General features: G+C 41.1%; 17 protein-coding genes and 3 pseudogenes. 3 read left to right on the forward strand and 17 right to left on the reverse strand.

The features are described 5' to 3' along the window. Positions 1 to 149: 149 nt before the first annotated feature. Entirely contained in the window at positions 150 to 2,186 is a 2,037-nt protein-coding gene (locus EH207_RS06050) for a tetratricopeptide repeat protein (RefSeq protein WP_137713177.1), read from the reverse strand. 75 nt (positions 2,187 to 2,261) lie between these two features. Next, positions 2,262 to 3,126 (reverse strand): annotated as a pseudogene (locus EH207_RS06055) (integrase domain-containing protein). Between the two features lie 635 nt (positions 3,127 to 3,761). Between EH207_RS06055 and ltrA the strand changes: the two are divergent. After that, positions 3,762 to 5,006, forward strand: coding sequence for a group II intron reverse transcriptase/maturase (gene ltrA / locus EH207_RS06060; protein ID WP_137713178.1), 1,245 nt, complete (start codon positions 3,762 to 3,764; stop codon positions 5,004 to 5,006). A 68-nt stretch (positions 5,007 to 5,074) separates the two neighbouring features. On the opposite strand, the gene EH207_RS18510 is transcribed toward ltrA, so the two are convergent. The 14 genes and pseudogenes from EH207_RS18510 to EH207_RS06125 form a co-directional block, all read right to left on the reverse strand. Continuing rightward, a complete protein-coding gene (locus EH207_RS18510) occupies positions 5,075 to 5,197 on the reverse strand; it encodes a hypothetical protein (RefSeq protein ID WP_281279156.1) in 123 nt (40 codons plus the stop codon). A 295-nt stretch (positions 5,198 to 5,492) separates the two neighbouring features. After that, complete coding sequence (gene pheS, locus EH207_RS06065) at positions 5,493 to 6,476, reverse strand: phenylalanine--tRNA ligase subunit alpha (RefSeq protein ID WP_137713179.1); 984 nt, start codon at positions 6,474 to 6,476, stop codon at positions 5,493 to 5,495. A 382-nt stretch (positions 6,477 to 6,858) separates the two neighbouring features. Beyond that, entirely contained in the window at positions 6,859 to 7,353 is a 495-nt protein-coding gene (locus tag EH207_RS06070; protein ID WP_137713180.1) for a nucleoside deaminase, read from the reverse strand. Beyond that, positions 7,337 to 8,032, reverse strand: coding sequence for a class I SAM-dependent methyltransferase (locus EH207_RS06075; RefSeq protein ID WP_137713181.1), 696 nt, complete (start codon positions 8,030 to 8,032; stop codon positions 7,337 to 7,339). The genes EH207_RS06070 and EH207_RS06075 overlap by 17 nt, the downstream gene beginning before the upstream one ends. Further along, positions 8,025 to 8,882: an aldo/keto reductase gene (locus EH207_RS06080; protein ID WP_137713182.1), complete on the reverse strand. Its 858-nt coding sequence runs from the start codon at positions 8,880 to 8,882 to the stop codon at positions 8,025 to 8,027. Before EH207_RS06080 ends, EH207_RS06075 begins: the two co-directional genes overlap by 8 nt. A gap of 5 nt (positions 8,883 to 8,887) precedes the next feature. Further along, on the reverse strand, positions 8,888 to 9,832 hold the full coding sequence (locus EH207_RS06085; RefSeq protein WP_137713183.1) for a class I SAM-dependent methyltransferase: 945 nt from the start codon (positions 9,830 to 9,832) through the stop codon (positions 8,888 to 8,890). Between the two features lie 11 nt (positions 9,833 to 9,843). Further along, positions 9,844 to 10,749 (reverse strand): radical SAM protein, encoded by a 906-nt coding sequence (locus tag EH207_RS06090; RefSeq protein WP_137713184.1) that lies wholly within the window; start codon positions 10,747 to 10,749, stop codon positions 9,844 to 9,846. Positions 10,750 to 10,752: 3 nt separating this feature from the next. After that, complete coding sequence (locus EH207_RS06095; protein WP_137713185.1) at positions 10,753 to 11,760, reverse strand: radical SAM protein; 1,008 nt, start codon at positions 11,758 to 11,760, stop codon at positions 10,753 to 10,755. 15 nt (positions 11,761 to 11,775) lie between these two features. Then, positions 11,776 to 12,801, reverse strand: coding sequence for a radical SAM protein (locus EH207_RS06100; protein WP_137713186.1), 1,026 nt, complete (start codon positions 12,799 to 12,801; stop codon positions 11,776 to 11,778). 796 nt (positions 12,802 to 13,597) lie between these two features. Next, positions 13,598 to 14,302: pseudogene (locus tag EH207_RS06105) on the reverse strand (tyrosine-type recombinase/integrase); the annotation flags it as partial. Positions 14,303 to 14,359: 57 nt separating this feature from the next. Further along, positions 14,360 to 15,154: an IS21-like element helper ATPase IstB gene (istB, locus tag EH207_RS06110; protein ID WP_137713187.1), complete on the reverse strand. Its 795-nt coding sequence runs from the start codon at positions 15,152 to 15,154 to the stop codon at positions 14,360 to 14,362. Then, positions 15,154 to 16,344, reverse strand: coding sequence for an IS21 family transposase (istA, locus tag EH207_RS06115; protein ID WP_137713188.1), 1,191 nt, complete (start codon positions 16,342 to 16,344; stop codon positions 15,154 to 15,156). Before istA ends, istB begins: the two co-directional genes overlap by 1 nt. 102 nt (positions 16,345 to 16,446) lie before the next feature. Further along, a pseudogene (locus tag EH207_RS06120) lies at positions 16,447 to 17,007 on the reverse strand (tyrosine-type recombinase/integrase); the annotation flags it as partial. A 692-nt stretch (positions 17,008 to 17,699) separates the two neighbouring features. Continuing rightward, positions 17,700 to 17,909 carry a DUF2958 domain-containing protein gene (locus EH207_RS06125; RefSeq protein WP_137713189.1) on the reverse strand — a complete coding sequence of 70 codons (210 nt, stop codon included), beginning with the start codon at positions 17,907 to 17,909 and terminating at the stop codon, positions 17,700 to 17,702. Between the two features lie 549 nt (positions 17,910 to 18,458). On the opposite strand from EH207_RS06125, the gene EH207_RS06130 reads away from it, so the two are divergent. Then, positions 18,459 to 19,388 carry a hypothetical protein gene (locus EH207_RS06130; protein ID WP_137713190.1) on the forward strand — a complete coding sequence of 310 codons (930 nt, stop codon included), beginning with the start codon at positions 18,459 to 18,461 and terminating at the stop codon, positions 19,386 to 19,388. A 92-nt stretch (positions 19,389 to 19,480) separates the two neighbouring features. Here the strand turns inward: EH207_RS06130 and EH207_RS18110 are convergent, their stop codons facing one another. Then, positions 19,481 to 19,651 carry a hypothetical protein gene (locus EH207_RS18110; protein ID WP_175413650.1) on the reverse strand — a complete coding sequence of 57 codons (171 nt, stop codon included), beginning with the start codon at positions 19,649 to 19,651 and terminating at the stop codon, positions 19,481 to 19,483. A gap of 463 nt (positions 19,652 to 20,114) precedes the next feature. On the opposite strand from EH207_RS18110, the gene EH207_RS06140 reads away from it, so the two are divergent. After that, positions 20,115 to 21,128: an SIR2 family protein gene (locus tag EH207_RS06140; protein WP_137713191.1), complete on the forward strand. Its 1,014-nt coding sequence runs from the start codon at positions 20,115 to 20,117 to the stop codon at positions 21,126 to 21,128. The last annotated feature ends 8 nt before the right edge of the window (positions 21,129 to 21,136 follow it).

The raw sequence follows: 21,136 nt of genomic DNA on the forward strand, positions 1-21,136 counted from the left end.
TATGTCAACCTGTTTCCTGTTCATTAATACATTAGCAATGATTTTCACCATTACTACACAACCCTAAAATGGCATCTCTTCTACCGAGCACCAGATTTATCCATACCTTGATATAGAATATGTCAAAATTGAATAACAACTAATCCATTTTACTCTTTAAATACTCTATAGATCTCATTTGCTCCATTTAATATTGGCTCAAGAGAAAGATTAAACCAATTGCTGATTTTATTTGAAATATTAATATTTTTATCTAAAAGTGAAGAATCATATCCGAGTACTCCAGAGGCATGTCCAATTTGTCTTGATATTTCACCTATCGTAATTTCAGGAATAGATGCGATTAAGTAAGCAATGTTATTTGCAATTTCTTCTTTGTTTTTTATTTTGACCGATTGATCTTTTGATAGTATTCGGGAGACGGCTTTAGAAATTTTAATTCCAACTAAAAGATGTTTATCAAGAATACTCAAGAAATTTTTCTTATTTAATTTTTTCTCTATTTTTGTATACAGGTCAGCATATAGAATATCAAAATGAAACTGAATCTCATTAGCATGACTTATACTTAACTCATAGGTGGAGAATAACTCACCGCATAAGTTACTACTCTTTCTATAATTATGTATTTTATCAATATTCTTAATGAAAATAAATATTGACTCGATGTCATGCTCAATTAATTCATCTAAATTGTATGGTAACTCGTATTGTTCCAGACATGACTTTATAATTTCTTCTAATTTCGCATTGTCATTCTTTTTCAGGAAAATTTCAGCTAGTATTTTTTTTGCTTCAATATCAAGTGGATGTTCTTCAATCTGTTGTGTAAATTCTTGAATTGCCATTTCTGCTAACGTAGTGTCAATTGACCATCTATGGGCTAGAATTGATAGCTTGAGATTTGTGAGATAAAATTCTCCTGGAAAATATATGAGTCCATTTTGAATTGTATCTATAGCGTCAAATATTCTATCCCCTTGATAAAAAGATAGAGATTTCTGATAAAATATAGATCTCATGTCAAAACCTGTTTGGACAGCAATACTCATTGCCTGATCATATAAATCTATTGTATCAAGAGGGGCTTTTTTTATGTCGCGGATCATTCCTGCTTTAGTGAGAATAGCTTCAATTAGCTCAGGATTAATACTTAACGCCTGTTCAAGACACGAAAATGCTTTTTTATTATTACCTATTTCATAGTAACATTGTGCCAGATTTTTCCACGTCTTTTCATCTTTCGGATTTATCTTTAACGATTTATTATAATTATGTATGGCATCCTTGAAATTACCGAGCGCCAAATCCATATTCGCATAGTTATAGTAGTCTAACCAATCCCAACATTTACCATGTAATGCTTCTTTATGAATTCTTTTCGCATCTTTGACAATATTGAGGTTCTTTTCTTTTATGCCTTTCTCACAGAATATACAGGCCTTAATTCTCAAAAGGTGATTGTTTTTTAATCCCTTATTTTCAAACAGAAGAATAGTCATTAAGGATTTATCATACTGATGTAAGTTATAATAACTTAACGATAATAAACTGACTTCCCCTAATGTAAGATCTTTCTTATTTTTCAGTTTTCCTATAATGGAATTATAATCTTTTTCTTTGAAAAAATTCAATAACAAGTCATAACTAACTTCCTCAGTAATCAGGTTTTCTAACATACCTCTCTCTAAAGAATTTAACCCTAAGTTAATGATTATTTCATTATTGTTTTTTATAGTGAAATAAATTTCATCGATACTTTTTTTATCAAGGATTTTATGAAAAGAGTATTTAAAGCTTTTTGCTCCGAATTTTTTATTTTGATTCGCTTTTTCTAAAATTATGGAGTTCCACTCCCAATAAACAATATTTTCACTTATGGAATAAATAAAAAATATAGAGCTAAGAGCATTCGATAGATAGTTAATGGTTTTGATCGGTACAGAGTACTTAAAATAACCATCAGAATCGATAACTTGATTTTTTTTACTTTTTAATTGAATATGACTCCTAATGTTTGTAGCAAAACCATTCTCGATAATTTCAATAATGCAATCAACACCATAATCGCCGCCACTTTCTTTACGAAGAATAAACATTTCAGATGGGATTATTGATTCTATTTTTCTAAAACTATCGGTTTCTTGCTGATGCGTTGGATAAACTTGAGGAAGTATTCCCATCATAATTTCCTGTTTAAAAAAACACGTCTGTGATTATTCTACTAACTGGAATAAAAGTAAAATTGAACATATCTCTCATTACCTCGACCCGTAAACCTGCGCCACATACCGCCCCCGCCCGTCGCCATGCCCCAAATCCATCGCTACCATTGCCAGCGTCTCTTTTCTGCTAAAACCCTGTGCCAGATAATGACGAATGGCGTCCTGCGCCCATGCGTAGCGTAGAGAATGAGGGGAATATGCGCCGGTCAAGCCGATACGCGACGCCTGACCGTACCAGTAGTTCATCGCGCTTTTCAGATCCGGTTTGTCAATCAGCCTGTTGTTACGGCTTTCTGCTACAGTTAACGCATTATCCAGCGCCTTTCTGACTGCGCCGGCATCCAGAATCACCGTTTCGCGGGGCCGTCCGCCTTTGGTGCCAAAAACAATGGTTAGGCGCGTGTCGCCGCGTTCAACGGTGTTTCCATGTGTTCAGCGACTGAGCGCTTTGCACCGCTTCCTGTGAACGCAGGCCCATTACCCGTGCCAGTTCCAGAACCGCGGCCAGCCCCGGATCTTTCATTCGGGCCGTTTCCAGCACATGGAGGTAGTGTTCCGGCGTAATCGCCTGTCGCGTACCGTTGCGTGATGCGCCGGACAGTCCTAATGCGTTGTTGGTCAGCCGCTCGTGCTCTGCCAGTTGCCTGCGACCCGCCTGTTGCAGCACAGCGCGCAGTGAAGCCATGTCATTCTGTAGCGTGCGTTTGCCGATCTCCTGCGCCAGCCTTTCATTAATATAGCTTTCAATGTGGCGAACCTTAATCTGCGCCACCCGCTGGATATTTAGCGCCCGTAAATGGTAGCTGAAACGCTGCACGATATGAATGCGATCGTTCACCGTTTTGTGGCTGCCGCCGCCGTTTTTCGGCAGCGCCTTCATCTCCCCGCCTAATTTCCCCATACATCCCCCCTGATTTGAAAACACAAATGGTCTCCGGCGTATGCTTTTTGGCTGCGCCAGAACGATACCGGTAAGTGTCAAGGTAGTTGGCAGTGTGTCCTGAAGGTAGATCTTCTGGATGAAGTTTTACCATGCTGTATTTGTGATGAGGGTAGGCCCTTCGGGTTCGCCGATCAGGCGGTGATCCCAAACCACCTTGGGCTGCATACGTAAAGAGCGTGTGTGGTGAGCGCCATGGGAAAAGGCGGAGCAAGACTCCGTTAGGTAAGAATGATTGAGACGAACGCAAGTGAACCACTGAAGACATGTCGATAATTGCAACCGATATCAGAACTAGGGTCTTGTCAACGCTCTGGGATAAGTCAGACCGATACCTGAAGTGCGGGTCTGACGGTATCCGGCACGGAGGTGGCGTGACGATCATTCAGGCACAAGTATGGAACAGGAGAATCTGTCATTCCGATGCTAAGGGAGCGATTCAAGCAGCGAACCTGTGGAGGATCTGAGTACCGATGCGGAATACAGAGACGGAGTCATGCGTAGTAGTGAGAAAGGTACTGTAATGGTATTGGAGCGAAGGCATGACCCTATCCCGTTGAAAAGTTAGGACAACTGTGCATCAGGATGAACCTTGCTTGTCAACAAAACCCTTTGATATACCCAAACGTACTCTGTGGGAAGCGTGGAAATGCGTGGCCGCCAATAAAGGTGCGCCAGGCGTTGATAAGGAAAGCATCACCGCCTTCGGGGAACGGCTGGGAACCAATTTGTATAAGTTATGGAACCGGATGAGTTCGGGGAGTTATATGCCATCCCCGGTTCGTCAGGTATTGATCCCAAAAGGAGCCGGCGAGTTCAGGCCTCTGGGGATCCCTACCGTAGGCGATCGGGTGGCGCAAATGACGGTCAAGTTGATAGTGGAAGCGAGGCTGGAACAGCTTTTTCATCCCAGCTCATTTGGATATCGTCCACAACGAAGTGCCCACCACGCAGTGGAGCAGACGCGACGGCATTGTTGGCGATACGACTGGGTGCCGGATATGGATATGAAAGCGTTCTTTGATACTCTCGACCATGATTTGATGATGCGTGCCGTTGAAAAGCATATCCCTGAAAGCTGGATACGACTGTATATCAGACAATGGCTGGCGTGCCCGGTGATAGTAGCTGACGGACAATGTCAGCCACGCGTTCGTGGAACGCCACAAGGCGGAGTCATTTCGCCGATATTAGCCAACCTCTACTTGCATTATGCATTTGATAGCTGGATGAATAAACATTTTCCACAGGTGCCGTTCGAGCGTTATGCCGATGATATTGTCTGCCATTGCCGCACCGAATCTGAAGGAAAAGCGTTGCTCGAAGCCTTACAGGCGAGATTGACCGCCTGTCGGTTGCAACTTCATCCGGAAAAGACGCGGCTGGTGTATTGCAAAGATGGACGTCGAACCGGCGATGCCGAGCATACCCGATTTGATTTTCTGGGATTCAGCTTCCATGCCCGGACCGTACAGGATCGGCAGGGGAAGTTGTTTAGCGGATTTAATCCGGGTGTGAGCAGGAAAGCGCTCAAACGGATGGGTGAAGTATTACGCGGTATGAAAATCGCCAGGGCAACCGGGATGGATCTAGGCCACTTGGCGAAACGGATCAATTCCCGGGTGCGAGGGTGGATAACGTATTACGGAAAATTTTACCCGGAAATATTGTCCCGAGCCTTGGTCAGAATAGATCTGCATCTGGGGCGATGGGCCCGTAACAAATACAAACGGTTGCGTGGACACAAACGACGTTCATGGAACTGGCTCAAACAGATAAGAGGGCAATGTCCTAAATTGTTTGCGCACTGGGCATTTATCTATACAAAGGCAGTTGGATAAGAAAAACCATATGAATCGAGAGATTCACGTACGGTTCTGTGCGAGCCTGAGGGGGCGGTTCCCTTGGGCTACTCGACGCTACCGATATGAAGCAGCGAGGAAAGCCAGACCGGGTCGATGGTCAAGGCAATGCCGCCAATGGCAACGTGTAGGCGTGGTGATGTTGAATCCAGATAAGCCACAACTGGCATCAGAAAAAGCCGCCTAAAAACTACTCATTAAGGGTGACAACTTCGTTGACAGCTACCGGCAATATGAGTTCGCCAGACGTTTACGAGGCAGGAGCCGTATGTGGTAGTTCCGCACGTACGGATCTGGGCGGGGGGCAGGTAACTGCCACCCCTACCGCAACCAGAGAAAATATCAATGACACAAATCAAAAAGAGGAATGAAAAACTATAATTAAATAAAGATGGGGTGTTCAAAAAAAATAACAGGCCCAATAATCTCAAGTAAAATACTGATGGACCTGTATATATATTTGGGCTATTTAAATTGATGAAGAAAACGAATGTCATTTTCAAAAAAAGGACGTAAATCATTAACACCATAACGTAGCATTGTCAGTCTCTCTACGCCCATACCAAATGCAAATCCAGAGTATTCTTCAGGATCAATTTTGACAGCTTGTAAAACCTTTGGATGCACCATTCCACATCCCAATACTTCTAACCATTTACCATTTTTCCCCATTACATCGACTTCAGCCCCAGGTTCTACAAATGGGAAGAATGAGGGACGAAATCTAATTTGTAATTCTTCTTCAAAAAAATTATAGAGGAATGAATGAAGTATTCCCTTTAGTTGCGCAAAGCTGACACCATGATCAATAAATAGTCCTTCTATCTGATGGAACATTGGCGTGTGAGTCATATCATAATCGTTTCGGTATACTCGTCCGGGGGCAATAAGTCTCAACGGAGGGGATTGAGTTTCCATTGTTCTTATTTGTACGCTTGATGTATGCGGACGTAACATAACCTCCGGATTAAAATAAAATGTATCTTGAGAATCACGAGCGGGATGATATTTTGGCATATTTAAAGCGTCAAAGCAATGGAATCCATCTTCAATTTCTGGCCCTTGGGCCACAGTAAATCCCATTTCAATAAAAAAATCTTTAATTCGTTCAATTGTTCGGGTTACTGGATGTAGTCCTCCACTTTCTATTCCTCTTCCAGGGAGTGACACATCAATAATTTCATCTGTAATAAGAGCATCAATTTTTTTTGTTTCTAATTCCTTTCGTTTTTTTTCAAATATTTTCTGTAATTCTTTTTTTGCCTCATTTATTAGGCTACCAATCACAGGACGTTCTTCCGGGGGAAAAGATGGTAATTCTTTGGCTTTTGATGTAAACAATCCTTTTTTACCTAAGTACTTGATATGGAATTCTTTTAGCTCTTGTAACGAAGTGGCTTTAGAAATATCCTTCTTACCACAATTTACAAGTTGTTCTATAGTTGTCACATTCCCTCCTATCTTTATGTTTTTAATTTGTTGTTTTTTCAATATTTTGATAAAATCAATACTCTTTTGTTACGCTTTATAGATAGATAAAGGTACTACCAAAAATGTCTACTTTTCCAGTATTTTTTGATCTTTGGCGCAAATTGGTATGATTGTTTCTTCATTTTTATGCACTTAATAATTTATGATTTTCGAACTGAACACATCTTTAATGAGATACAGATAAAACCAGTGACCTTGGTCATTGTTTCATGCACACAACAGTTCAACGCTATCTGTTCTGATATCTGTGTCAGTCGTCCTCATCAGTTTCTCCGTAATAGTTCAGTGATCTACTATTTTGAAAAGTTATTTAATTATATAAACTAAAAATGTTTTATTGTTAACTATCATTACGGGATTCCCAGAAATCAATTAATTCTTCTGTAGAACATTTTTTTTCAAGACTTACAATCTTAATATTACTCCCTAGCTGGCTGGCAAATCCTGAAGAAGGGATACTATACTTCAAATATCCTCTTTTTTTTCCTGTAGTTACACTCATTCCATAGTATATATATTCAATACCAGCTAATTGAGCAACTGTCATGCAAATTGGACACGGTTCGCAAGTTGATATTAGTATCGCCCCTTTTGGGAATTGGTTAACGTCTAATTTTCTTAAAGCAGTATAAATGGCTACGACTTCTGCATGATCAGCGGGATTATTATTTCTCATGGCGAGATCGTACGTGCAAGTAATTATTTCTTTATCAACAATCACACAGGCACCAAAAGGATTTTCTCCTTTTTTAATACCTTCAAGAGCTTTTAGTTTACACTTATTAAGTGCGCTAATAACAAATGAAATGTTATTGTTTCTATTTATTTCTTGCATGTATCACCCATACACTTGGAATTTTGAAAGCTAATTCAAACTTATCTTTGCTGGAAATGTCAGGATCATTACGCCATTGTTCGTAATTATGGTGTTTTTCATCAATGAATCCTTCTTGAATATCTACGATTTTCAAATTGAGTTGATTACAGCAATGTATCCAACTGCTTATATCATGTATAAAGTGTTCTAACTTAATATATGTTTTATTCATTATAAATCCCCTAGTGAATCCACATGAAGCACGAATTGGGTGAAAATCACTAATAATGATTTCTCCATCTTTTTTAACAACTCTTTTGGCCTCAGATAAAACTTTAAATAAACTATTTACATGGCCGATAGCAAGAGATGATACTAAAATATCAAAGGAGCTATCAGCTAGAGGAATATTCAAAATGTTACCATGAATTACTTTCAACTTGGAATGTTTGTTTATTTTTTTACATTTTTCAATCATCGAATTAGAATAATCAAAAGCAAGTATTTTTTTTGCACCATATTCAATACATAGTTTTGAAATACGACCAGCGCCGCAAGCGGCATCTATAATTGAACGATTTAAACAACATGTTTGTAGTTTACGTTTTAAAATTATATGTTCTGATTCCATTAAAGGGTTAAATGGCTGATTGCTATATAGAGAAGACCACGTGTCATATTTTTCAATATTATTCATTTAATAAAATCTCCAATAAATATTCGGCCTGTTTTATATTGGATGCTCCAATGATAATATAATCAAGATCGGCCATTACTGACTGGATAGCAAGTTTCTCAATCGGTATATTGATTGCTTGCGCTAAATTGTAAAGTTTTTTTGTTTTTTTTATAAAATCATCTTCTATTTTTATGCCAAGGCGATTGAATCTATATCTATCATTAGTTGGACAATGAATATATTTACCTGTAAGTAATCCTCCGCCTAAAATCGAATAACCATAAAAGTGAATTCTTTTCCTGATGACTAAGTCTAACATATCCCAAGTGTAATTTCGTTCCAAAAAAGAGCATTTATACTGCACTGATGTAAAACGTTCTGTACCTAGTTCTATAGCTTGTGCTAGTTGATATCCAGTGAAATTACTTACGCCATATTCAGCTATCATTTGATGATCGCAAAGCCATTCTAGCGCAGATATTGATTCTGCAATATTAACTGAAGAATCAAACCCATGTAATAAGAATAAATTTATTCTGTCAACTTTAAGGTTTTTTAAAGACATCATACATGAGTTAATTATGTTTCTATATGATAGGTCGATTGATTTATTACCATTAATTGACTTACTAACTTTTGAACAGATATAAACATTACTATATGATTTAAGTGCATTGCCTAACATATGCTCAGAAGCTCCATCTGAATATCCATAGGCAGTGTCAAACCTTCTTATTCCAGCGTCATAAAAGAGACGAACTAATTCGATAGAATTATTAGTTTGATTAGAACCAATTCTGCTGAAAATTCCCTTATTACCAAAGGTCATAGTTCCAAAGCATAGATTTTTTGCGGAAATATTTACCATGAAATTCAGTAGCCTATTAGTAGATGATGTTTTGGTAGCATTGGCATAATTTCTTCAAACCATTCTACCTGTTCTAGATTATCCTTTATTTCATTGAAATAAAGGATATTGTTCGTCTCTCCAAATTCCTCTTGAAATCCGACCAAAAAATATTTGAATAGATGTAAATGGTCACGTGTGATTTTCCTTATATATAATGGACACTCACTCAAAGACCATGTTGAGATAAAAAGATTTTTTTTATAACCCGATATGGTGTTTAAAACTGATTCCCATTTGTCTGGATCATGAAATAATAAAACTTTATTTAATCTATGGCTATTTAAAAAATACTGTTGAATAGCACTCATGACCTCTAAATCGAATATATGATATGAGCCAGTAAACCCTATTTCATGAATTGTTTTACACATATTTCCATATCCACCGCCAAATTCGAATATATTGTCAATCTCATTAATTTTGAGATTGCTTTTATCTAAAAATTTCACTAGGCAGTAGCTATGATGCACTATCGCCCCCGTTAGTTTTATATTTCCTAGAAAAGGAAGTGGGTTGCCTACCTTCGGATAGGTTATATTGTCCTTTATTTCTTTCCATAATTTATTATTCTTTAAATATTTATATTCTTTATATAAAAAAGATGAATTTTCTTCACCCATGGTTTCTTTGATGCACTCCCATTGTAAAAAATTATCAATCCCTTTTTCTTTAATATTGGAAATTATTTTTCTGGTAATCACTGACCATTGGTTAAAGGATTTATACTCGGTATCAGATATAGGATCGGTTATTTTTATTAACTCAGTATTTAGTTTGTTTACATTCTCATGTAAAGGTGAGTGATTTCTACTATAACACACAAGCCATATCAGTCTTGCCAAGTAGGCTTTCATTATGATTTTATATTTACTTTCAAAATAAGTGTCATCTATCATGTAATTGTTCACAATTTTCCTCCTTATGAGGTAAAGCCGCAGCAGACAAAATCAAATGTATGATTACAGCAATTTATATTTTTTCCCCACATCGTGGCACAATTAATTACATCTCCGTTATAATTTATGAAAATTATTTTTTCATGCATGTCACATTTTTTATAAATTTTATTTTCTTTTTTATTAATTACTTTTAAAATTGTTTCAAGGGAATCATTTGAATTTCTAATTTTATTTTTATACCTTTCATTTTGCTTTAGTTCTAATAGTTTTTGAATTATAATGCTATCTTTAGTTTGTAAGATTAATTCGGTAGGAATATTACCTGTTTGTACTATGGGTTGAAAACGTATCTGAGAGACACCATGGTTTAACCAGTCATCAATGATCTTGTGAAAATTTTCAACATGTGTGGTGAGTAAAGAATGAAGAATAACCTTTAATTCAACTTTAAAACCATATTCTTTAGCTGCTTTTTCAATAAAAGCATAGGGCATTTTACATTGTCTTAATGTAGTTTGATGTTCTTCTAATAGTTCTGAAGAAACATGAAAATTTAGATTTATTTTCTCATTATACAGTGATGCTAAAATTTCAGATGCTTTATGATGTACGCCATTTGTATGGATGGATATAAATTTACCATTTTTTTTCAGATCTAATGCCAGTGTGATAATGTTTTTTGCGGCTAGTGGTTCTCCACCGGATAACATTACTTCGATGATATCATCATTTAAAAGCAAACTTATATTTTTTAATTTTTCGTTTTTATTGCTAAATTTTGATAGTTTATCATACCAGTTTTCTTCCCCAAGAGGTCGGCAATAAATACAATGTAAATTACATCGATTAGTAATCGAAATGATGGCGAGTTTATTTTTTTTTAAAAAAACTCTGCTTAACCGATCTTCATTTGAATAAGTATCCATGACTCATCCTCCCATATACCCAATATTTCCTTTACATCCTATCGACATGAACTCCCAGTCATACGGGCACCAAAAGTTTCTCTTTTTATTTTCACTAATTGGAAGTTTTCTTATTACTGGACATAATTCGCTCTTTTCTATAACTAAGTTCTCTCTCCTTTCAATTATTTCTTCTAGTGAATCACTGATAATGTTACCTAGAAGTAAACTATTATTATTTTTTTGCTCTGAAATGTGTTCAGCCATTAACAGACAACAAAAATAGACATTACCATCAGCCCGAATGTCGATACTATGCGTCGATGCTTTTGCACATAGCTTATAATTTTTCTTTAGTGGATGATCGAGATAACTATTTTCCCATACAAGACTGAAGGTTGGATTATTTAAAATCAACCAATTTTTAACTCTTTGTTTTAATATTCCCCATATTTTTTGATTGACCATTTTATATTTAGAATGTTTTGCCTGGCCAATCTCAGTTAAGCTATATATAGAAACGTTATCCACCTTATACTTATTAATAAAATCAAGGATTTTTTCAATATGACTATAGTTATCGCGATGAATGACTATGTTTATATAGACATTTACAGGACTATTTTCTAGAGATTTTAATAAATAAAGAGTGTTAGTAAAGGTTTTTGGTTTTAATTGATCATGAATCATTATCTCGGTAGAGCTTATATCTACAGAAATACGCTTGACACCTAAAGATATAGATCTATAGATTTTGTCTATCCTTGCTGAAGCATTCGTTGTTATGCCAATATCCAGCTTTTTTTTGTTTAAAAAATAAATTAAATCATAAATTTTTTTATATAAAAAAGGCTCTCCACCAAATATGTTTACATTGCATCGTGGGGATATATATGACGAATTCTTGGCAAAAAAATTTATCCAATCTGCAGGTGATAACTCTGGGATAGTAAGCCGATTTGACAGAAAAAGGCAATGTGAACAGCATCTATTGCACCTGTTGGTTAAATGTATTTGTACTGAACTGATCATATCTTTATTCCAACATTATAATGTTGCCATTGGTATTCTTATCTGCTCATTAACATATTTTTTATACTTATTACTTCTAATGATACAGTAATGACAATCATACTTTTCAAAGTATATATCTCTCAGATTTCTTGCTTCTTTTAATAAACTATTTAAACTGTGATCCCTTATATTTCCGATTCGATATTTTGTATCAAGAGCGTGTGTATCTACAAGAACTTCACCATCATGAGTAACAGCAAAGCCATAATAAAGATAGCAACATGCGTCCCCATTAATTTGGGGTACATAAGTTCTCACCATTGCTTTTTTTACACTATTACAAGCATCAATACATGATTGATATTCTTCATAGATCTCTGGATTTTCATTGGCAACACCAATTTGAGCTATATGTTCACAATCAAAATATATATCATCACCGCACAACTCAATTATTTTAGGTATATTCATATAATTTTTTGATGTTACAGTCATATGAATGCAAAGCCTTTTTATAATGTTTCCATTTATTTTTTTTATATCTTGTCGATATATTTTGCGAGCATATTCTATATTTTTTATAACTTTGTTTAGATTTGCTGAACCTCTATAAAAGTTTTTATATTCTTCGCTATTTAATGTATCTAGACTTATGGCAATGCTAACATTATTTTCATAAAAAAAGTCAACAATTTTTCTGTTTAGCAATAATCCATTTGTAGCAATAAGAGTAATGATATTTTTCTCACTTATATGTTTAATTATCTCTCTGTAATTAACTTCCTTGACCATTTTATCTATAAATAAAAGAGGCTCGCCCTCTCCTAAAATACAGACACACTGTATACCCTTTTCCTCAGCTGCGTCTATTAAATATTTAACTTCTTTTGTGCTCAAAAATTTTTCTGGATTCTTCTTAGCTGCTGAAGTAAAACACTTTTCACAATCATAATTACAAACAGGTGGGACGTTTATCATTAAAAAGTCTAATTCTCGCTCCCCCAATCTTGTAATATTTTCCATATTAAAAAAGTCGGGCATTCCTTTTAACATATCCATAACCCCTCCTCATAAGACTGATTGTACAAATTAATGGTCATTATTGATTTGTTTATTTTTTGATCAAAGACCATAGTTTTGTTATGGTCAATTTTTTCCGTTCATTGATTTGATGTAAATCAATAAATATTGATAAATTTTAATTAATCCACTAATATTTGATGTGTGTCAATATTTTAACTTGTATGTTTAGATTTGTTTGTTTAACTCTCGATTGTTTATAGCTGCGATCATTGAAATTGTTTGGTTTTATGAAGTTTAAGGATCCTACAGAATTAAATAACTATTTAGGGTGTGTCTCGTAACTGTTTTTGTACATATCAGCATTGGTATAACTGTGCAAAAAATGCTTTTAGGCGATAAAAATCGCCCCAAAAACGCTCAATATTCAACGAAAAATCACATTTCGGAAATGATTTCTACAGCACTTTTTGGTATTCAAGGAGGTTAAGGGACACACTCTGGCTGTGTCCGCAATCGGTCGTGGTGCCGTCATTGCGTCCATAATGGGATAGACTCTTCTCCATACCGGCATAGTGAGCCATTCTGCTAGTGCGACCCACTGCAAAATGAAGAGGCGTCCCATGGAACAAATTATCGGAATTGATCTGGCAGAGCGGATTTTTCAGGTTCATATCGTTTCTGCACAGAAGGTGAAGAACGCTAACAAAATGATCATTCCAATTGTATTTGTGAAACCACAGTTACATGACGCATGTTACTAACTTTGCCCCTGAATAGGGGCAAAGGGCAGGCTTTCCATTAATTGAAGGAAAAATAAAGCGTTGTACTTTTATTACGATGCTTTTTTCAGATCGCTGGCATACCGATAAGGTAAAATATACCCGTCGAGATTCGCATCCAGATAATCCGCCCACCACTACATCATCTTGATCCGCTCTTCCAGATATTCAGCCTTGTGAATATAGGCAGCACGAACGCTGTTTCTTTCCTGATGGCTCATTTGTTTTTCAATCGCTTCGTTCGTCCATCATCCCGACTCACTCAGCGCCGCACACGCCATCGCTCGGAAGCCGTGGCCGCAGACGTCTTTTTGGGTATCGTAGCCCATCACGCGCAGAGCCTTGTTAACGGTATTGTCGCTTATGCACTTATCCTGACCGTATTCGCCGGGGAAAATAAATGCCAGATGGCCCGAGAGCGTTTCAATCTGCTTTAGGATGGTAATAGCCTGATTGGATAGTGGAACAATTTGCTGAGTTTTCATTTTTGTGCCACGGTGAGAAAAACGCACGTTTTCGATCGGTTCCCGCGTTTCCGGGATTATCCATAATTTCTGCTGCCAGTCGATTTCACACCAGCGGGCAAAGCGCAGTTCGCTGGAGTGCACGAAAAACAGCAGCGACAGCTTAAGGGCATATTGGGTCAGCAACCTGCCGGAGTAACTGTTTGTCCGGGATAACAATTCAGGCAGCTTTTTAAGCGGCAGGGCAGGGTAATGATTGGTTTCCGGTGGCGTAAATTCACCGTCCAGATCCAGTGTCAACGCCAAGATAGTTGGCCGTTTTTCGCCATTTTTAATGTCCGCTATTGGTCATTAATGTTGTCCGCTTTCCGCCATTTCATCATCACTGATTGGCGTGGCGTTTTTTGCCAGCACTCCCGCTTTGCGTTTTTCCTTTAACCGGTAGCTTTCTCCTTTGATGTTCAGTGTGGTTGAGTGGTGTAGCAACCGATCCAGGATTGCCGTTGCCAGCACGTTATCGCCGAACATCTCTCCCCAGTCGGCGAACCCTTTATTTGACGTCAGCACGATGCTCGCTTTCTCATATCTACGGTTCAGCAACCGGAAGAACAGACTGGCTTCCTCACGGGTCATCGGCAGATAGCCTATCTCATCCAGTATCAGTACCCGGGCGTAACCCAGCTGCTGTAGCTGTTTTTCCAGCCGGTTTTCCTGCTTTGCCTTCATGAGTGTGGCGATCAGCTTATCCAGTGGCATGAACAGTACCCGGTGACCAGCGTCAGCCGCTTTTACCCCCAGTGCGACTGCCAGGTGCGTTTTACCCACACCTGGCGGCCCCAGCAGGATCACGTTCTCGCTGCGCTCCACGAACGCCAACCCGGCCAGCTCCCGGACGACCTTACGATCGATTCCAGGCTGGAAGCCGAAGTCGAACTGCTCCAGCGTTTTGACCCACGGGAAGCGGGCCTGTTTCAGCCGGGACTCCATACCGCGCTGATGCCTCCCGTTCCATTCCTGCTGCAGCGCCATGCACAGGAACTCGCGGTAGTTCAGCTCTTTTTTGGCCGCCTGCTCCAGCAGACTTTCGACGTGGTAGCCCAGATGTTCCATTTTAAGACGACCCAGCAGTGTCTCCAGTTCATTCATCACAACAGCTCCTCATACGCACTCAACGGCCTATGTTCCACCTGACTGACCTGACTGACCTGACTGACCTGCTGCCAGAGCGGGGCGTGATGCTCCGGCACGGTCTGCCAGCCGGATGCAACCGAACAGAGACGGTGCGATGCTACCTGCTGCTCATTACTGTAGATCCGCAGTTCATCATCCAGCGAGATCCGTATTGAGACCGGCTGGCCACACAAGCTTTCCGGCACGCTGTAACGGTTCCCGCCAACCTCGATATAGCCATCCCAGGAGACATGACGGATGTCGAAGTAGCTGGTATCGAAGTCCGTACCCGGCAGCGGCTGCAGATGCTCCTGTTCCTGCGTGAAGCGCTGTTCCGGTGTCTGCCTGAACTGGCGAAGTTCCCACCTGTCGGCAACGTCAGCCATCCACTGCTCCAGTAGCTGATTAACATGGGCGAAGCTGTCGAACCGGCGATACCGGACGAAGAAGTTCTCCTTGAGGTATTTCACCATCCGTTCCACCTTACCTTTGGTTCTGGCCCTTCGTGGACGGCAGGCCCGTGGTAGGAAGCCATAGTGATCAGCCAGCAGCAGGAACCCGGAGTTGAACACCACCTTCCCGTTGTTATTTTTCAGCACTGCGGCTTTCTGGTTATCGACCAGCACGGTTTTCACGCTGCCGCCGAAGTAGCGGAAGGCGCGGACCAGTGACTCATAGGTATGTTCAGCATCCTGCTTTGGTGCCGCGAAGACATGGAAGCGACGTGAGAACCCCAGCGTGTTAACAGCGAAGTTAATCCTGCATCGTTGCCCGGCAACCTCAGCCTCAACTTCCCCCCAGTCATGCTGGAGCTGGTAACCGGGCTGAGTTTCGAAGCGAACCGTTTTCTTCGATGGCCGCATCTTACGTTTGGGCTGGATGTAGTAACGCAACATGGAGCGTCCACCGGTATACCCCATCGCTTTGATTTCCGCGAGGATGACCTCGCCGTTCCAGACGTTCTCTGCCAGACGCATGTCGATATAGTCCATGAACGGTCTGAGTTTGGCCATTTTGTGGCGTGTTTTTCTGGCCGGAGGTTCCGGGTATTTCAGGTACCGTCTGACAGTCCGCTCAGAGCAACCAACCTGAGTGGCAATATCGACAATATACGCGCCCTGCTGGCGCATTTGCTTTATCATGTAAAAGTCCTCTCTGCTCAGCATGCTGGTGTCCTTTCTGGTGTGAGAACCTCAAGGAAACAACATGTTGGGTGGAGCGGACAATCCAAATGGTGAATTACCGTCTTATATCACTGGCGCTGACACCAGCGCCGGGTTCGATTTAATTAACTGCTTTTTCACCGCATAGCGCATGATCTCCGTTACGTAGTTTTTCAGCCGTGCGGTGATTTCCAGAAAGCCTTTACTCTCCACCTTACGCAATGTGAGTAACAGATCCGCTGTCGTGATCTGATCGATAAGGTTGTCCCCGACATCCGGGAAAACATACATTTCCAGTCTGCGCTGGATGGTTTTTGCGTAATGCGCAGACCAGCGCCGGTGATCGGCGTGCCAGTTCATGGCGATCTGGCGAAATGTCTGCCCGTTTTTCTTTTTCTGCTGCGCGAGCTTCTTATCAGCGGCAGGATCGGCCCCTTCACGCACTTTAGCACGAGCGGCGTCGCGTAGCTGACGTGCCTTAAACAGGGAAACACCCGGGTAGGGACCAAAGGCCAGCTTTTTCTCTTTGCCATAGATGCGGTACTTCATGTACCAAAGTTTTGAGCCGTTGGGTTTGATCAGCAGGTACAGTCCTGAACTGTCTGCCAGTTTGAAGGATTTATCGGAGGGTTTGATCTTGCGGATAGCGGTATCGGTTAATGCCATAGCGGGGGGCTCCATTTTCTCAACGAACCGTGAGGCCCCCGATTAGGCCCCCAAAAACTATGGATATCAAGAAACCCGGTAGTCCTTCTCAGGATAACCGGGTAAAGATAACTTATTGTTTTTCAAACGCATCAGGACTCACTGGGATGTCATGATACTAAAATCTGGCTCCTCTGACTGGGATCGCCTTTGCCAGTAACTGGCTAATAAATAAGCTAAACCTGAATTGCTTTTCTGTCAAGACCACCAGTATGACCACCAATCGAAACTGGTGAGGGGTCTCGTACATTTGGTTATCACTATTATTAATTGATAGACTTTGTCTCTTCCCAAAATTTATTTGGTAAACACAGTCAACAGTGGGTCACATTATCTAGATATTCATAGACCGATTTCTGGCTTTCAGATGTTGACACGAGGGGCTTACTTGAGCACTTTGAGTCATTATTTCATCTCGATTAGATCCCACACACCGCATCGTGGCGTCAGATTAAAGAGAGGCGGAAACTTACTACGGCAATTCATCTAGTAGATAGTCGTTTTGGCTAAAAGGCCAATCTCAATCTCCTGCAGCTTATAGCGACAGATTGTGTGAAGAAATAGCAGAATGCTATTTTGGGTTTATTGAGATAGGTTGTAAGGGCCCTCGACCTGGATATTTAATTCTTGATCGAGCCTTTGTCTTCGGTCAGTCACAGGTTTTCCGACAGTTTCACGGTACCCAGCATCGGCATGCCAATCCCTATGTTGATCAAACCGTGGGCGGTATCGCCATCGGCTGGATCGAGCGATGCCAGTAGCCTGATGGCATGCGCATCTGGAGTGAACAGGCGCACTACGAGCAGAGGATAGATTTCTTGCCTAGCCTTTGGACAGCAGGTGCGTGAGCATGACGGTAACATGGCTGTATTCCCACGGATGAGCGAAGCATCAGATGTGCTTTCACGCCTTCCCACGAAAGTGCAGATGCCGAGAGGGCACGCATCCGCAGAGGCGTAGGAGCACTCAGACACATGCCCGGAAGTCAGGAAAGACACGTCTCAGGCTCTGCGCTTTTGAAGAAAATCGTCTATTCTGATTTCAGTAAAGGCACAAAAATCGGTGAGATTGGATGAATGATTTAAATACAACGTGGTTTTGATTGTGCTGCGAATCGACACTTCTGTCTGTGCAGAAGCGAACCGTCTAGCGCCGCCGACTCCACCACCTTCGAGGCAACTGTGTATATGATGCGCACATGGGCAAGATCGAACGGGGTGCAACACGACGACTCTAATGACGGAGATTAAGCAACAACTTCATCCCGATGACGTTTTGCACAGGGGGTTAATTTATGACAGTTAATGGCTTGGCTATCGGCAAGGTATCGATGTCGAACTTAAGGCCTTGTAATCTTGATCTTAGGCTATTTCTAGCTTAATTTATGCAAAAATAATATCGCAGGAAATAGCATGTCTTCCTCGGAAATATCACGTGTACGCGAACGATCCAAGTGCCGCAAGCGACTGAATGAAATCTACGATGAAGCAATTAATGCGTACGTCATTCATTATTCTTGTGAATCGTTCTACGCACCAGATGGACAGTCTCCGCTAGCTAATTCGACTCGGGTTACCTCTATAGCCGTGAGAAACTTGAAATCTGGTCAGACAAAAACCTGGTCGATTCACAAGTCTGCCGAACTTGGTAAGCAGCTAGAAAAATTGAACGAATTGATTAAGGCAAATGCTCCGCTTATCAATCAAGAGCAGGATGCTGACGTTCCGCGAACGGAGGCAACCGCATATATCAGCGAAATCCTCAATCCACTTGAGTTAGACATGCTTAATGGATATTTTTCATTTCTTTCAAATCATTCCGATAGCACATATGTTCACTGGAATATGCGGGATGACAATTATGGCTTCTCCGCACTGGAACATCGTTTTCGCGTCTTAGGCGGAAACCCCGTCATACTTCAAGATAACAAGAAATTTGACTTGGCTAGGGAATTAATAACTCTGTTCGGCAAAAGATATGCTCCCCATACATCCCCCAAGGGTCGAAGGGGGCGATTGATGAGCATAATTGAATTGAACAGGATCGCGGATACCGATGCTCTTCAGGGGGCTGAAGAAGCAGCTGCGTTCGTTAACGGCGAGTTCATAAGGCTTCAGCAATCAACGTTAAGAAAGGTCGATGTCTTGTCAAATATATTTGACAGAACTCACGACAAAAGCCTGAAAACAAACGCATCCTTTATTGACAAGTATGGCGTTCACCCTGTAGCACTAATTGAGATGGCGAAGAACAACCCTTTTGTTTCTGGGTTTGTTTTTCTTGCGGGTGTTCTTGCCGCTGTGGTTCGTTACAAAGACAGCATTGGAGCATTTATCTCTTAGCCAGAATCATGGCTTAAGGTAGGGCTGACCAGACAGCAAAGTGCCTTTGCTGAAACCAAAGCGCTTGCTTCACAGATGTGAAGATCACGCGGCTAGTGCCTCGGCCTGAGGCTGCTCAACCGCCACGGTGGCAACACGCGACGAATCATAGCCTCGCCGTTGTGGTCGATGGTGACGATGGCACCGACGGCAGCCTTGACGGCTTCCCCGTAGTTCTGCAAGCCATCTTCCAACGCCTGCAGCTGTTCGCCTTCCTCCTGCAAGGCGTTGGCCTCCGGCCAACACTCTGTAATGCTCGCCGTCGGCGGTCGCGAGAAGGTTTTGCAACAGGCCAACACGCGAGATGCTGTCGGCGAGTTCGGGAATCGACATGCGCGGAGTCTTGCGCACACTTCGGTCCGTGGGGCAGGATACCAACCGAGAGAGTGGAACCAGAATCTTGCATATGGCATGAGCTACAGTCGCGAGCAATTCATAGATTCAGGAGAGACGGCTGGACATGGCAACAGCGTCGTGATGTGCAGACCGCACGTATGCGAAGCGAGCAGGCCCTAAGCTGGAAGTCGGGCCGTAGGTGTCAGGGATTAGAGAATAGTGGACTTGGAGTAGTTCGATCCGAAAAGCGGAGATGCAAGGCTCTTCTTGGCCTATTATCTATTTATATGCATCTGCAACCTAAGAAATTTTTTCCTGTTCAGGAATCTCAAATATAAAAGGGATAGCGCCTTGTCTGATGTCAACTACGAAAAGCAAGCTCAGGACTATTACAGCAAGGCTCCCATCATTATTCTGGGGAGTGGAGCCTCAGCTGCACATGGAATGTCTGGCATGTGGGGGCTTGCGCAGCATTTGATAAAGAATACTGATGTTTCAGGTCTGTCTGATGCTGAAATGGAGTCTTGGGGTCTGTTCTGTCAGATGCTGACAGACGGTGTGGATTTAGAGGCAGCTCTCCACCGAGTAGCAGTATCTGAAGTGCTGACGTGCAGAATCATAAATTCCACTTGGTCACTTATAAATCATGAAGATTGCGGCATCTTCAAGAGTGGCTTGCAAAATAGCTCGATGTTTCCGTTGAGCCGCCTGCTTGAACATATGTTCAAAACAAGCCTGAAAAAAATAAATATCATCACTACAAATTATGATCGCTTGGCCGAGTACGCATGCGAGCAAAGCAGGATTCATCACTACACTGGTTTTACACACGGATTTTTCCGTCAACTGGCCGCACCCGATGAATTGACCTGTTCGCGCAGAGTGAATATCTGGAAAGTACATGGATCTCTAGACTGGTTCCAGTCCCCACTAGACGACACTGTCGCAATTTCAGGTTCACAAGAAATACCTGAAAACTATAGTCCGCAGATTGTCACGCCTGGCACGCAAAAGTACCAAAAGACGCACCTTGAGCCATTCCGCTCAATTATTAATAACGCAGACGTAGCCATCAACGAGGCAGGATCATATTTGTGCATTGGATATGGATTTAACGACGAACATATTCAACCAAAACTTATGGCCAAATGTCAGCGACATGGAGCACCAGTCACCATCATTACATACGCGCTTTCCGAGTCAGCCAAAAGACTTATCCTTGGGGGAAAAGCACAGAATTATTTAGCCATAGAGCGAGGAGCAACAGATGACCAGTCCATTGTCTACTCTTCTCTGTTCAGTTCTGCGATCTCTGTAGAGAAAAACATCTGGAGCCTTGAGGGCTACTTATCACTCATCATGTAGAGAGGACT

Origin of the sequence: Brenneria rubrifaciens (assembly GCF_005484945.1) — a bacterium.
Taxonomy (GTDB): Bacteria; Pseudomonadota; Gammaproteobacteria; order Enterobacterales; family Enterobacteriaceae; genus Brenneria; species Brenneria rubrifaciens.